Below are 13,395 nucleotides of genomic sequence, written 5' to 3'. Positions count from 1 at the left end.
AAGCAAATCGGAGAGGCTCGTGGGCGTATCGGAGTACTCATCAAGGAGTGGTCCGACGCCGGGAGGCCTTCGCCCTACCGATAGACTGACGAGCGCTCTTGTGCCGTGCTTTAACAGGTGGCCGCTCGAAGCGGCCACCAACGATGCGCCCTCATTGGAGCGATTCCTAGTTTTTGCACGCGTTGTGACATCGCGATGTCGCTTGCGGCTCATTCCTTAATAAAAGCGCAAGATCCGCTCAAGGACTGCTCCAGATTCTCGCCTGGACCTCAGTGCTCTGAGCTAACGTCGTTAGGTGTTCGCAGTGCCTGAAGAAGCTGGCACCTGCAGGTGGCTTCTCAGAGCGTCGACCAGGACTGCCCGTTGCCGGCAGCGAGAGCGATTGAATATTCCGGTGGGCAGGAGGTCAAGAAGCGTTGCCTTAAGTCGCACCGCGCAATTTCCAAGACTAGAATGTTTGGATGTCAGCCGATTCGGTCTTTCCTGTCGTAGCTGCGGATGATTTTGCGCGCCGCTTCTCGCAACGGGGTGGAAATCTGATGTGGTTGCTCGGAGCAGGTGGATCGGCGGCCGCCGGCATTCCGACGGCGTGGGACATGATCTGGGAGTTCAAGCAGCAGCTCTACGTAAGTCAGCGACGCGTCTCCCCGAAAATGGTCGCCGACCTCGCCAACCCGGCCGTCCGGCGTGAACTGCAGTCTTTCATCGATGGCATCGGGAATCTGCCGCCGCCCGGAGCTCCTGACGAGTATGCTGCTCTCTTCGAAGCCGTCTATCCGAGCGAGGCGGACCGTCGAACCTACATTGCGTCGAAGGTCAGCGGCGCGAAGCCATCTTACGGACATATCGCTCTTGCGACAATGATGAGGGGCGGACGCGCTCGCCTCACGTGGACGACCAATTTCGACCCGTTGATCGCCGACGGCTGCGCGAAGGTCTACGGCGGAACGGGTCAGTTGACGACGGTGTCGATCGAGACCGGAAGTATTGGACGCCAAGTCATCGACGAGGGGCGTTGGCCCGTCGAAATCAAACTGCACGGCGACTTTCGATCGCGCAGGCTGAAGAACACCGGAGACGAACTGCGCGAACAGGATGCGAAGCTCAGGGCGTTGTTGATCGAAAGTTGCGGCCGGTGGGGCCTGATCGTCGCCGGCTACAGCGGCCGAGACGACTCCATCATGGACACGTTGGAGGCGGCTCTCGAACGGGACCCGCCTTTTCCGGCCGGTCTTTTCTGGCTCCATCGCGGCGAGGATCCGCCGTTGCCGCGCGTCCAACGTCTCTTGGCAGCCAGTGCCCGCAAGGGCGTCGACGGCGGGCTGGTGCCGATCGAAAATTTTGACGAAGTCTTGCGCGACCTCGTTCGCCTAGCGGAGGATCTCGACACCAAGGCCTTGGACGAACTCGCTTCAGAGCGACGAATCTGGTCGCCCGCACCGCGTCCGGCCGGCAAGCGCGGTTTTCCGGTGGTCCGGCTCAATGCTCTCGAATTAATCGGAACGCCTACCGTTTGTCGCCGCGTCGTATGCGGCATCGGCGGCGTGGCGGAGGTCAGGTCGGCGATCGAAGCCGCAGGCCAGCCGGTGCTGGCGACTCGGTCGCGAGCCGGAGTACTAGCTTTCGGCTCCGACGCCGACGTGCGGGCCGTGCTTTCGGCCTACGATATTGAAAGCTTCGACCTGCACGCGATCGAAGTCCGCCGACTGCGCTACGAAAGCCAGGAGCGCGGCCTTCTGCGCGAAGCTCTGATCTGCGCGCTAACCCGAGCGCACGAGATGACCGCCGATCGTCGCAGGAGTAGCGATCTTCTGAAGCCGTCATCGATTGACGACGCGAAGTGGGCGCCGTTGAAGAGATTGACGGGGAGCCTAGGCGGAACCGTACCAAAGCATCCCGAATTGAGTTGGCGGGAGGGCCTGGGAATCCGGCTGGATTGGGCGGACGAGCGGCTCTGGCTTCTGCTCGAGCCGCGCACCGTGTTCGAAGGCATCACGCAGGCGAACAGAATCGCGGCAACCGATTTTGCCCGCGAGCGCACAGTGAGACGCTATAATCCGGCGCTCAATGCCCTTCTCACGTTCTGGTCGACGCTGTTCACGTGCCCAGAGCGCGATATCCTGGCTCTCGGCATCAGCGCGGGCGTGGATGCGGCCTTCAGGCTCGGCGATACGACGGCATATTCAGGAAGAGCCCGCCCATGACGAGCGAGATATCGCCTCACCTTTTTATCCCAGAAGCCGAACTCGCATTCCATCCTGAGCGAACATCGGACGTTGACCTGCATCCCTTGCGCGGGCTGTTGCGGTTTGGTCCCTATTCGTCAGGCCTAGTCCCCGATCCTATTCGGATCGCGACAATCGCGCCGGCGCGGCAGGGGGCGCGACTCTACGGCTTCATGAGAGAACTCGCGGCCGAGTTCAAGGCGACCGAACGTAAGGACTACCTCCCGGCCTGGCCAGGCTTCCGGAAGGCGTTCAATCTTGATATGCGAGGCGCCGTTAAGGATTGCCACGTCGAGTTGGACGATCGGCTAGAGTTCGAGATGAAGGACTCGGCCACGCCCCACGTCGTACTGGCGGATCGGCTGCTTCGCGCCATCCAATCTCTCAAAGCGCGTCGCGACGCGTTCGACATTGTCTTCATTTACATCCCGCAAAGCTGGGCCGCGGGCTTCGTGGGGTCCGCCGGCGACGATTTCGACCTCCACGACCACCTCAAGGCGGCGACCGCCGCGCGACGCATTCCGATCCAATTGGTGCGCGAAGACCGGGCTCTCGCTTATCCGGACCGCGCAAGCGTCATGTGGCGCATAGGACTTGCGATTTACGCGAAGGCGGGAGGCGTCCCCTGGAAGCTCGCTGACACGGATCCTGAGACCGCCTATATGGGCCTCTCTTACGCTGTGCGTCCGACCGAATCCGACCGGCCGCGCTTCGTCACGTGCTGCAGTCAGGTCTTCGACGCGGAAGGCGCCGGCCTAGAGTTCGTCGCATACGATGCCCACGAAGTCGACGTTCAGCGGGAAAATCCGTTCATGTCCCGAACCGAGATGTTCCGTGTGATGAGCCGATCGTTGGACCTCTATCGGCGAAGACATTCGGGCCGCACGCCTCGGCGCATCACGGTGCACAAGACGACGGAGTTCAAGAAGGACGAGATCGACGGCTGCATGGAAGCGCTGCATCTGTGCGAAGCGGTCGACCTCGTGCAGGTCGTGGAGGACGTCGGTTGGCGCGGCGTCAGGATCGAACGCGACCGGCAGGGCGGCGCCAAAGGAAAGCCTTTCGGCTATCCTGTTGAACGCGGTACGTTAATCCCGCTCGGGGATCGAGAGTGCCTGCTTTGGATGCACGGCGACGTGAAGAACGTTGCCGAACGCTCATACTACCAAGGAGGTCGTAGCACACCGCGACCGATCCGTCTGATCCGTCACGCGGGTCATGGTAGTTGGGACGAGACTGCCCGTTCGGCTCTCGCTCTCGCGAAGATGGATTGGAACAATGACGCGCTGTACGACATGCTGCCCGTAACGATGGCTTACGCTAAAGTGCTCGCGCGCGTCGTCAAGCGCATGGATGGCTTAGGCTCGACACCTTATCAGTTTCGCTTCTTCATGTAGCGAAATCGCCGATGTCAGTCGTCTAGCATCGCCGGATGTCTGAGTAAGCTCAGGGAGCGTGCGCCCGTTGAGGGCACGGTCCGGAGATCTCGCCGGATCGGAAGACCTACGACTCCCTCAGCCAATCGGTCAGCGCATTGACGTGCACGGCGAAATCTCTGGCCTCACCTGGTCCGCCCTTATGATTGATACCAGCGACGGCGCCGTCCTCATCGACTAACGGACCACCAGACATGCCTTGCGAGAGCTTCTGCGTTACCTCAATCATCGGAACGGCGCTCTTCGTGGGCAACGACGTTATAGATCCCGATCGGACGTTGATCTTGTCGCCCGGGCCGAAGCTCGGAAATCCAATCGCCGTCGTGTTGTCGCCGACCTTGAGCGGGCGTTTCGACATATCGAACTCGTAGTACTCGGTGGCTTGTATTTCGTGAGCGAGAACGGCCAAGTCGCGATGGGCGTCGTTCTTGGCGACGGTCACCTTGAATTTATTTGAAGGCTTGCTGGGGTGATAGACCGCGATCTCGGTCGCCCCCTCCACGCAATGCCAGGCGGTAACGAGCCCCACCGATTTCAAGAAGAAAGCCGTGCCCTGCGCGCTACCTTCCGCTGCGTCATCTCCCCAATGCTCGACCACCCACACAGCACGCTCCCTGATCTCGAAAATTGTGGGCAGAATTTCCAGTTTCTCGGAGGGGAAGAGTTTGTTGTAGCGCGAGGCCAGACTGCGGAAAATCGGATCCGAAGGTCCTTTGATGTGCCCCACCCAGGATATTCGTCCGCGAAGATGCGACGCGAAGATCGCTTCGCGACCATACTTGTCCTTGAGAATCTTCTGAGCAACCGCAGCGCCCTGCGTTTCCGTCACGAACAACGCCGCGCGAATGTTTCGCACGAATTTTCGATCGACGTTGACGAGCTCGTTGATTTTCAGGCCGGTCACCGTTCGGCGCGAATGCTTGTCGGCGTAGTGGACCTTCTGCGGATTGATCGCGAAGCCGTTGGATCGGAAGGTTCCGCGAAGCCGATCTTTGAGCAGATCAGGCGAGAAATTCCCGGCCGGTGGCGGAGGTCCTTCGAACAGCAAGGTCAACGGCTGATAGCTGGAGAAAGTGATGTCGTCAGCGTACCTAGTGTAGATGCAGCGGCTTTCCTTTGCGATTGTCTGCAATTCCTTATCCATCCGGAAGCAGATCATGTTAGAAATCACCGGACTACTAGGCGCGCCTTGCGGCAGGACACCCTCGTTGCAGCAGATCCGCGCCAGGATCTCGGCGACCCGACCATCGATGCCGAGTGCACTCATAAGGCCTGAGACGCGTCCTTCCGTAATGGCCGAAAAGAAGCCTTCTATGTCCAAATTCATCACGAACTTGCTCCGGAGATGAGCCGTAGCGTTCGTCTTGACCGAACGGCCGCCCACGAAGCCGTGAACAGAATTCCTTGGCCTGTATATCGATGCCAGCGAGGACGCGATTTTTGCCTGCAGCATCTTCAGTCGACGGTCCGGCGCGCTTATGACGCGCTTCTTTCCTTCGCCTTTCGAAATCTCGAACTTCTGATACATCCGGCCGCGAAACCACCAGATTCTCTTGAGTTCGGCTGCCGACAAAGCAAGATACTTCAGCAGTTCGGCTTCGCTCGTAAGCTCGTTTGGAACGGTGATCCGGACCGGAGCGCCGAAGAGCGATGCGAGGCTGGGCACGAGGTCTCCCTTCCAATCACGCCAGGCATTCAGCGAGCAACGTGGCGCGCACGATCCTTGATTAGACTTTCGCTCTTACGCCGCAGTTACGACAGCGCGTATGCGAGGGGAGACCTCGTAGGATCATCAATAGCAGCACATCCCGCTGACGCCACATCCTCGTTGGGAAATTCACATGGATATTTTGCCTAGGGTCGCCAACCTTGCAGATCGACGCCTCTGAACTTCAGCTTGTAGCTTCATCAGCAAAGGTCCTAGGCGAAAGGGTGACTCTCGCCTATGTCGCCCAACGATAAAAACAGCACGCCGCCGCGGCCGCTCCGACGATCGTCAAATTCTAGCCCTCGGACGTCCGATCTTGCGCTGCTCGGACGCCATGGCTTCGAAATCCAGGCCTTCGAACATCGACCAATCTATTTCCCTCGGCAGCTCGAAATTGGCCAGTTCCTGACACTGCTTGCGGCGCAGTGCTGACTGCTGGCCGTAGTTGCCGTGAACGTCGTTTGACTCGTGACCCATCTGCAGCCTAGTCGCCTCGTCATCGAGGTCTTCCTCAATGAACATCTCTTTGGCACCGTGCCGAAGGGAATGTGCCACTTCGATATTCATACCGATCGCGCCGGCCTTCTTGAGGAGACGATTTATGCGCTTCGAAGCAACGTCGCCCGGATCACTCGTGGTGGCGAGCAGGCGGAAGATGAAATTATCGCCCTGTGCGGCCGCCCACTCGACGAAGCCAATGCGGCGGAAGAAGTCATGCAGCACGAAGAAGCGCAGGCTGGCCTCTGTTTTGAAGCCGACGCGTTTGTACATTCCTTTTTCTTTGTCATAGACGATGCCGTTGACGCGCACGATGTCGACACCATGCTTGCGGTCAATATCGCTCCCCCGGATGAACGGAAGGATTCCGATTCGGCGCGACGAGAGAAGGCACAGGGGGCCCAGCATCGCGTCATCCAGATAGCCGCTGTCGACACCCAGTCTGAAGACCTTGTCAACTTTTTCGTAGTCGAGGGCTTCCCGTTTCACTGAAGGTTTGGCGTTGTCCGGCCAACGCACTCGGTAGCCCTCGAACGGATTGCGAAGTCGATGCAGGCCAACGGCGCCGTTGATGATAGCTCGCACCGTCTGAACGTATCCGTCCTGGATGGTTTTCAGCGCCAGAGGCTCGTAGCAGCTTTCGACCTTATTCTTTTCGATCGCTGCATGGATCCCCATCTGCCGGAGCTCTTCGGTGTTTTCGCCTTCACGCGAGAGCTCGACCGGCACGTACTGAAGCTCGTTGACGAAGTTCTGCAGGTCAATCGGCAAATAGCAATCGATCGGCCGATCTCCGACAAGAGCTTTGAAGGTTGCCGCACGCATCCGACCCGTGCTGATGGCACTGTCAGACGCTCCTCCGGCCTTTCGCAGCTCGAAATACTCGTCTTCCAACTCGCTGAACTTGGGCGCAGTCGACGTTTCGACGTTAGGCGCCGCGACCGCTGGCGCGGGCGCCGGCTTCACTGGCCTGAAGTCACGCGGCCTGCGGCTGGTCGACGTCGCCGAGGTCTGCTCCAGAATGGCAAGTTGCCGGTCGGCAACTTCGGTGAGCTTGCCGAGCACGTCTGAGAGCGGCTCACTGCTAGGCGCGATTCCTGCGCCAGCCCGCCAACGATTCCAGACGTCTTGGCGCAACAGGTCGGCCCGGGCCAAGACCGTTGTATTTCCCGCTCCACCCTTGCTGACCTCTTTTTCGATCAGCACCGCTTCTTGGATCGAGGCGATATCGCGAAGCACGTCAGGCGAGAAATCCGGCCACGGCGGGGGATTGGCGATCTTAGCCGCCGCCGTCTCGAGGAAGGCGAGCATGTTCGCCAGGAATTCCTCAGGGCTGTTGCCCGTCGGAAACCCGACGTCGCTGCACGGGATCTCTCCCCCCATGTCAGTACTCACCCCGCCTCTCCACTGGCTGAAACCGGTCTGCGCCAGCGCGCCCAGCCAAGACGCCCGCCGCTGCGCCTCACGATGCGGAAGCACCCCAAGACGCACCCGAATAGGAGCGCATGACGGCAGTCTGGCTGCAAGGTTTGAGGGGGGCCGAATCTGGAAGAAATACGTGGAAAGCCGGCGCACCAGATAAGTTGGCGCCCGGCCCGGCCCTCTTGGCCAGCGCGCCGGGCCCTTGGACGCCCTTTTCTGCTGGACTACTTCGTGGACTACATTGGTGGATACACGCTTCGACACTGGCACACCTGGGGCAGGCCGGAAGCGTTGTTTTTCGAGGTTTTCGGCGTTCGAAAGTGGCGGTCGGATGCGATGAGCGACCCGAGAGATAGGTAACGGTCCGTACCGGACACATGGGTTACACTTTCCGCTTTTGTTCTGCGGGAGGTGTGGATGCCGTGGAAAGCGAGTTCGGTGATGGAAGAGCGCCTTCGCTTTGTCGCCCGTCTGCTGGACGGGGAGGCCATGACGGACGTCTGCCGGGAGTTCGGCATATCACGCAAGACCGGCTACAAGATTTTCGATCGCTACAAGGAACAGGGGTTGGCGGCCCTGAGCGATCGCTCGCGGCGGCCGGTGCACTATGCCAATCAGCTCCCGGAGCAAGTCGAGGGCCTGATCGTCCGCCTCAAAGCCGAGAAGCCGCACTGGGGCGCGCGCAAGATCCGTGAATTGCTGGTCCGGCGGCTCGACGGCGATGTCAGGCTTCCCGCCAAAAGCACCATTCATGCGGTGCTCGATCGCCATGGTTTGGTCAAACGCGGCGGCGTGCCGCGCCACCGCGCGCGCGCCACGCCGCTGTCCGCGGGCGCTGTACCCAATGATCTGTGGTGCACCGACTTCAAAGGCGAGTTCAAGCTCGGCAATGGCCGCTACTGCTATCCACTGACCGTCACGGACCATGCCTCGCGCTTCCTGTTGCTGTGCGACGCGCTCGATTCCACCCGCGAGGAGCCGGCCATTGCCGCCTTCGAGCGGCTGTTTCGCGAGCGCGGGCTGCCGCTGGCCATCCGCTCCGACAACGGCGTGCCCTTCGCCAGCCCCAACGCCTTGTTCAATCTCTCAAAGCTCTCGGTGTGGTGGCTGCGGCTCGGGATTGCGATCGAGCGCATCAAGCCGGGCCATCCGCAGCAGAACGGACGCCACGAGCGCATGCACCTCACCCTCAAGAAGGAAACCACTCGGCCGCCGGGCGCCAATAGCTTGCAGCAGCAGGAGCGCTTCGACGCGTTCCTCCGCGAGTTCAACGCCGAGCGTCCCCACGAGGCCCTCGACATGAACTGCCCTGCCGAGCGCTACCTGGCCTCAACGCGCTGCTATGCCGGCCTGCCGGAACTGACCTATCCGTTCCACGATCACGAGCTACTCGTCACCGCCTGCGGACGGCTTTGCCTGCATCGCAAGCGGATCAATCTCTCCACCGTGCTGGCCGGACAAAAGCTCGGCATCAAGGAGGTCGACGACGGCATTTGGCTCGTCAGCTTCATGCACTATGATTTGGGATATTTCGACCTGGAGCAGAAAACCCTGCAACCCCTCGACAACCCGTTCGGCACGAGGTTGTCACCCATCTCTTAGGTACGATCCGTGACCTATGTCTCCGGGCCGGACACGATGAGCTGGCGGAGAGGGAGGGATTCGAACCCCCGATAGGCTTGCACCTATGCCGCATTTCGAGTGCGGTGCATTCAACCACTCTGCCACCTCTCCTGAAGGCGCCATATAGGAGCTGCGGCCCCTGTGGTTGGGGGCGTTAATAGGCGAGGATGGCTGGCCAGACAAGGCGCGAAAAGGGAAAATCCGCTGCCTCTTTCGCCCGCCGTTCTTCAACCCTGGAGGAACCGCCATGGAGCATTTCACGGTCAGGGCCAATGGGGCCAATTTCCACGTGGTCCGCACTGGCGGCGGAAAACCGCTGCTTTTGCTGCATGGTTGGCCGGAATTCTGGCTGACCTGGAAGCCGGTGATGGCCCGCCTGGCCGACCGCTTCATGCTGATCGCGCCCGATTTGCGCGGCTTCGGCGACAGCGACAAGCCTGATAGCGCTTACGGTCCGGACGGCCATGCCGCCGACATGCTGGCGCTGATGGAGGGGCTCGGCATCGACCGATTCGGCCTCGTCGGCCACGATGTCGGCGGCGCCGTGATGCAGCCGCTGGCCCGGCAGGCGGCGGAGCGGCTGGCGGGGCTGTTCTTCTTCGATTTCGTCTATCCCGGCATCGGGCCGCGCATGGCGGCGCCCGATCGGCTCAACCACATCTGGTACCAGTCCTTCCACCAGATGGAGATGGCGCCGGCGCTGGTCGGCGCGAGCCGGGAGAGCTGCCGGCTTTATATCAGCCACTTCCTCAAGGGCTGGGCGCATCGCAAGGATGCCTTCGATGACGTCCTCGACGCCTTCGCCGACAATTTCTTCAAGCCCGGCAATCTCGCCGGCGGCTTTGCGCATTATCGGGCCTCGCATGCCGGGCGGGTCGCGATGATGAAGGGCGAAGCACGGCCGCTCCCGCCGATCATTGTGCCGACCGGCGTGCGCTGGGCCGAGCACGATCCGCTGTTTCCCTATGCCTGGACCGACCGTCTCGGCGAGACTTTCCGCGCGCTCGACCTCGCGATGTTTCCCGGCGTCGGCCACTTCCCGCATCGGGAAGACCCTGATCGCGCGGCCGCGGAGATCGCGACGTTCTTTCATCGCATCGGCTGGAGCTGAAAACGGGTGGGACCGCCAGACGCGGTAAACACTGGCGGTCCCGGTGCCGCTCATTGAAATGCTGGCCAGGAAGGGCGGCTTCGCCGGCCAGGGTGAGGCGACGATTCGACCCTAGCGTGCAGCCGGTGCGCCGCAACGCAAAGCGGTCCTTAACCTAACCAGTCAAGGTTACTCCGGCGCCGCTTCCGTTCCGACGAAGTCGGAACGGGGGCTCCGAATCCCTGTTTTTGCGCGTTTTCCTGACGCGAACCGGTATCCACTTCGCTTGAAAACGCTGCCTAGTCGTTCTTACCCTTTTTCTTCCCGTTCTCCGTGGAATCCCGGTCCTTGCCGTTGCCCTCCTTGCGGCGGTTGGTGAAGCGGGCATTGCCGAGCCCGGTGCCGATGGTGAGCACGCCCCAGCGCGAGACATCCTGCATGAACGGCACCTCCGAGAGGCCCTGAACCACGCCGTCATTGTGCATCAGGATCGCGGTGTCGTGCTCGCCGATCTCGGGAATGCCCTCGATCAGGCTCGCCGGCAGGTTGAACTTGCTGCTCTCCCAATTGCCCGGCAGGTTCTGCGCGCCCTTCTCGATCGAGCCGTCGGCGTTGATCACGCCGGGACAGGCGATGCCGATGAAGGGCGCGAGCTTGAAGCCTTCGGCTTCGGCCCCGGTGATCAGTGCCTTCAGCATCTTCGTCAACCGCTTCACCGCGCTTTCGCGCGTCGGCTCGTCGTCGGCATGACGCCACAGCTCGGAGTCCACGACCTTGGCCTTGGACAGGTCCTTTGCCTTTTTCCAGCCGGTCTCGACCAGGCCGCAGCGGATGTTGGTGCCGCCGATGTCGACCGCAAGGATGCTGTCATGGGCCTCGAAGATCCAGGATGGCGCGAGGTGCAGCGCGCCGATCAGGCCGGCTTCATCGGGGTGATGACGGATCGGCATCATGTCGATCTTGAAATCCTCGGATTTCAGGATGATCTCGGTGCGCGCGATCGCGAGCTCGCCGAGCCGGGAATCGCGAAAACCGCCCCCGACCACGATGCGCTCGGTCTTGGCCCAGGCTTTGGTCTTGAGGAAACGGCGGGTGACGTAGGCGAGCTCCTGGGCAAAATCCTCGATCGCGCTGTGCACCACCGCGGAAGCCTCGGTGTCGTCGCCGATCAGGATGGCGTCCAGCGTCTTCTTGCTGATGCTCTCCGACGGCTCCTTGCCGAACGGGTCCTCGCCGGTCTTGCGCAGCGGCTTGCGCCAGCGGTCGAGGATCTCGCGGAACGCGCTCTTGCTGGCGCGGTCGCCGAGGAAACCGTCCTCGTCCTTGATCTCGAGGTTGAAGCTGTTGACGTCCACCGACGGCAGCCGCTCCGCCCCGTGCTGGGCGATGCCCGTCGTATTGACCAGTTCGTCTGTTGCCATTGGGAGCCCTTGCCCGCATACCTGTTCCGGCGGGACTAACGGCGGGGGAACTCGTTGGTTGCAGCTTGCGCCAAGATTCGCTGAGACCGTGGAAACGGCCCAAATCCTTCAAATCCGGGCCGTTTCGGCGGTTTTCCTTGACTTGCGGGGACCAGCGGCTATAAGTCCCACAGCCGGCGCGGGGCGTTTCTCGCGCCGCTTGTTTTTGCGTGGGTTTTCAAAGGGATAACTCCCACCCGCACAAAACGCAGATAAACCCATAGCGACTGACAAAAAGCCGGCCCGGACGATTCTCGTCGCGAGGCCGGGATTGAACACGGAGACAAAAACGATGTTCGCAGTCATCAAAACCGGCGGCAAGCAATACCGCGTCATGCCGGATGATGTTCTCGAAGTAGGCAAGATCGAAGGCGAAGTCGGCTCGATCGTGCAGTTGAATGAAGTTCTGGTGCTCGGCGGCGACACGCCGGTGCTGGGCGTTCCGACGGTCGCAGGCGCGTCCGTTGCGGTCGAGGTGCTCGACCACAAGCGCGGGCCGAAGGTCATCGCGTTCAAGAAGCGCCGCCGCAAGAACTCGCGCCGCAAGCGCGGCTACCGCGACGAGATCACGGTGCTGCGCGTCAGCGAGATCCTGACGGATAACGCCAAGCCCACCAAGGGCCCGCGGCCGAAGAAGGAGAAGGTGGCAAAGGAAGCCGCCGAGTAACGAAAACCGATCACGCCAATTCACGAATTGATGCGTGCGACGTTTTGAAATGATTCCGTCAAGGAATTGACCTAGAACTACGCAGGATTTCGGAGACGAGCCATGGCTCACAAAAAAGCAGGCGGTTCATCGCGCAACGGACGCGATTCGAAGGGTAAGCGCCTCGGCATCAAGGCGTTCGGCGGGGAGATCGTCACTCCCGGCAACATCATTGCGCGTCAGCGCGGCACCACCTGGCATCCGGGCCTTAACGTTGGCATGGGCACGGACCATACCTTGTTCGCCAAGGTCGAAGGTCGTGTTGCGTTCCAGGCCAAAGCCAACGGCCGCACCTTCGTATCGGTACTCCCGATCGCAGAGGCGGCTGAATAAACGGTGGATCAATTTGGAGTCCGCCGGGTCCTACCAAACCGGCGGAGTCCCAGAGATCCTAGAGATCGAAGGCTCCAAGGGGAGGCGGGAAACCGGCCTCCCCTTTTCTTTGACTTGCTCACTTTCACTTAGTGACTTTCACGGAGCCGGACATGTTGCAGGATTTCTCGAGCGCGACCTTGCGGGAGGCGAGACCGAGCGTCGTCGCCACGGAGCGGCTGACCTTGCGGCGGCCGACCCTCGCCGACGTCAGAACCATCGCCCAGCTCGCCAACGATCGCCGCGTCGCGGAGAACACCCGCCGCCTCCCCCATCCCTATTCGCAGGACGACGCCGTCGAATTCATCCGGGCCACGTCCAAGTTCGGCAGCGAGACCGTGTTCCTGATCGAGCACGACAGCGGCCCGCTCGGCATGGTCGGCATCGACTGCTCCACCCCTGGCAATGCCGAACTCGGCTATTGGCTCGGCGTCGAGCATTGGGGCCGGGGCTTTGCAACGGAAGCCGCGCGCGGCGCGATCGATTTCTTCTTCGAGGAGTTCGAGGACGACCACCTCTACGCCGGCGCGCGCGTCACCAACCCGGCCTCGCGCAAGGTGCTGGAGAAGTGCGGCTTCCAGTGGAGCGGCGTGCAGCTGCACCGCTTCCTGGCACTGGGCTCCTCGACGCCGGTCGACTGCTTCCGCCTCTCGCGCGGCGTGTGGTCGTCGCTGAAGAGCTGGAGCAGCGCGAGACGGATGAGGTAGGCCTGAGACGCCGCGACATTCTCCGCTGTCGTCCCGGGGCGCGCGCAGCGCGAACCCGGGACCCATAACCACGGGGAGGAGTGTGAGGCGTAGCACCCACTCCGAGTCTTCGCAAAACGACTTCCTGTGGGTATGGGTCCCGGGCTCG

General features: G+C 61.5%; 10 protein-coding genes and 1 tRNA gene. 7 read left to right on the top strand and 4 right to left on the bottom strand.

Annotated elements, in window-relative coordinates:
- The first annotated feature begins 461 nt into the window (after nt 1-461).
- Together QA642_RS02140 and QA642_RS02135 are read left to right on the top strand one after the other, a co-directional pair.
- Nucleotides 462-2,204, top strand: a complete 1,743-nt coding sequence (locus QA642_RS02140; protein ID WP_283083173.1) for an SIR2 family protein — start codon at nt 462-464, stop codon at nt 2,202-2,204.
- The gene (locus QA642_RS02135; RefSeq protein ID WP_283083172.1) at nt 2,201-3,622 is read left to right on the top strand and encodes a hypothetical protein; all 1,422 of its coding nucleotides are present in this window, start codon (nt 2,201-2,203) and stop codon (nt 3,620-3,622) included. The genes QA642_RS02140 and QA642_RS02135 overlap by 4 nt, the downstream gene beginning before the upstream one ends.
- Before the next feature lie 106 nt (nt 3,623-3,728).
- On the opposite strand, the gene QA642_RS02130 is transcribed toward QA642_RS02135, so the two are convergent.
- Both QA642_RS02130 and QA642_RS02125 read right to left on the bottom strand, forming a co-directional pair.
- Nucleotides 3,729-5,327 (bottom strand): trypsin-like peptidase domain-containing protein, encoded by a 1,599-nt coding sequence (locus QA642_RS02130; RefSeq protein ID WP_283083171.1) that lies wholly within the window; start codon nt 5,325-5,327, stop codon nt 3,729-3,731.
- A 330-nt stretch (nt 5,328-5,657) separates the two neighbouring features.
- On the bottom strand, nt 5,658-7,262 hold the full coding sequence (locus tag QA642_RS02125; protein WP_283083170.1) for a hypothetical protein: 1,605 nt from the start codon (nt 7,260-7,262) through the stop codon (nt 5,658-5,660).
- 444 nt (nt 7,263-7,706) lie between these two features.
- Here QA642_RS02125 and QA642_RS02120 point away from each other — a divergent pair, with 444 nt between their 5' ends.
- Nucleotides 7,707-8,891: an IS481 family transposase gene (locus QA642_RS02120; protein ID WP_283083169.1), complete on the top strand. Its 1,185-nt coding sequence runs from the start codon at nt 7,707-7,709 to the stop codon at nt 8,889-8,891.
- Nucleotides 8,892-8,933: 42 nt separating this feature from the next.
- Here QA642_RS02120 and QA642_RS02115 read toward each other — a convergent pair.
- A tRNA-Ser gene (locus QA642_RS02115) sits at nt 8,934-9,023 on the bottom strand.
- Between the two features lie 136 nt (nt 9,024-9,159).
- Here QA642_RS02115 and QA642_RS02110 point away from each other — a divergent pair.
- Nucleotides 9,160-10,023: an alpha/beta hydrolase gene (locus QA642_RS02110; RefSeq protein WP_283083168.1), complete on the top strand. Its 864-nt coding sequence runs from the start codon at nt 9,160-9,162 to the stop codon at nt 10,021-10,023.
- A 278-nt stretch (nt 10,024-10,301) separates the two neighbouring features.
- On the opposite strand, the gene QA642_RS02105 is transcribed toward QA642_RS02110, so the two are convergent.
- Entirely contained in the window at nt 10,302-11,423 is a 1,122-nt protein-coding gene (locus QA642_RS02105; RefSeq protein WP_283083167.1) for an ROK family protein, read from the bottom strand.
- A gap of 331 nt (nt 11,424-11,754) precedes the next feature.
- Between QA642_RS02105 and rplU the strand changes: the two genes are divergently transcribed.
- The 3 genes from rplU to QA642_RS02090 all read left to right on the top strand — a co-directional run bounded on the left by rplU (nt 11,755) and on the right by QA642_RS02090 (nt 13,247).
- Nucleotides 11,755-12,129 carry a 50S ribosomal protein L21 gene (gene rplU, locus QA642_RS02100; RefSeq protein WP_283083166.1) on the top strand — a complete coding sequence of 125 codons (375 nt, stop codon included), beginning with the start codon at nt 11,755-11,757 and terminating at the stop codon, nt 12,127-12,129.
- A gap of 102 nt (nt 12,130-12,231) precedes the next feature.
- The gene (rpmA, locus tag QA642_RS02095; RefSeq protein ID WP_018643862.1) at nt 12,232-12,501 is read left to right on the top strand and encodes a 50S ribosomal protein L27; all 270 of its coding nucleotides are present in this window, start codon (nt 12,232-12,234) and stop codon (nt 12,499-12,501) included.
- A 152-nt stretch (nt 12,502-12,653) separates the two neighbouring features.
- Nucleotides 12,654-13,247 (top strand): GNAT family N-acetyltransferase, encoded by a 594-nt coding sequence (locus QA642_RS02090; protein ID WP_283083165.1) that lies wholly within the window; start codon nt 12,654-12,656, stop codon nt 13,245-13,247.
- Nucleotides 13,248-13,395 lie beyond the last annotated feature (148 nt).

Source organism: Bradyrhizobium sp. CB2312, assembly GCF_029714425.1.
In the GTDB taxonomy this organism is placed as follows: Bacteria; Pseudomonadota; Alphaproteobacteria; order Rhizobiales; family Xanthobacteraceae; genus Bradyrhizobium.
This window is presented reverse-complemented; position numbering and strand designations above follow the sequence as displayed.

What these genes read in the sequence shown, in the direction of transcription:
- QA642_RS02110 (WP_283083168.1), top strand. Translation starts at nt 9,160, where the DNA reads ATGGAGCATTTCACGGTCAGGGCCAATGGGGCCAATTTCCACGTGGTC.
- rpmA (WP_018643862.1), top strand. Translation starts at nt 12,232, where the DNA reads ATGGCTCACAAAAAAGCAGGCGGTTCATCGCGCAACGGACGCGATTCG.
- QA642_RS02120 (WP_283083169.1), top strand. Translation starts at nt 7,707, where the DNA reads ATGCCGTGGAAAGCGAGTTCGGTGATGGAAGAGCGCCTTCGCTTTGTC.
- QA642_RS02105 (WP_283083167.1), bottom strand. Translation starts at nt 11,423, where the DNA reads ATGGCAACAGACGAACTGGTCAATACGACGGGCATCGCCCAGCACGGG.
- rplU (WP_283083166.1), top strand. Translation starts at nt 11,755, where the DNA reads ATGTTCGCAGTCATCAAAACCGGCGGCAAGCAATACCGCGTCATGCCG.
- QA642_RS02140 (WP_283083173.1), top strand. Translation starts at nt 462, where the DNA reads ATGTCAGCCGATTCGGTCTTTCCTGTCGTAGCTGCGGATGATTTTGCG.
- QA642_RS02090 (WP_283083165.1), top strand. Translation starts at nt 12,654, where the DNA reads ATGTTGCAGGATTTCTCGAGCGCGACCTTGCGGGAGGCGAGACCGAGC.
- QA642_RS02135 (WP_283083172.1), top strand. Translation starts at nt 2,201, where the DNA reads ATGACGAGCGAGATATCGCCTCACCTTTTTATCCCAGAAGCCGAACTC.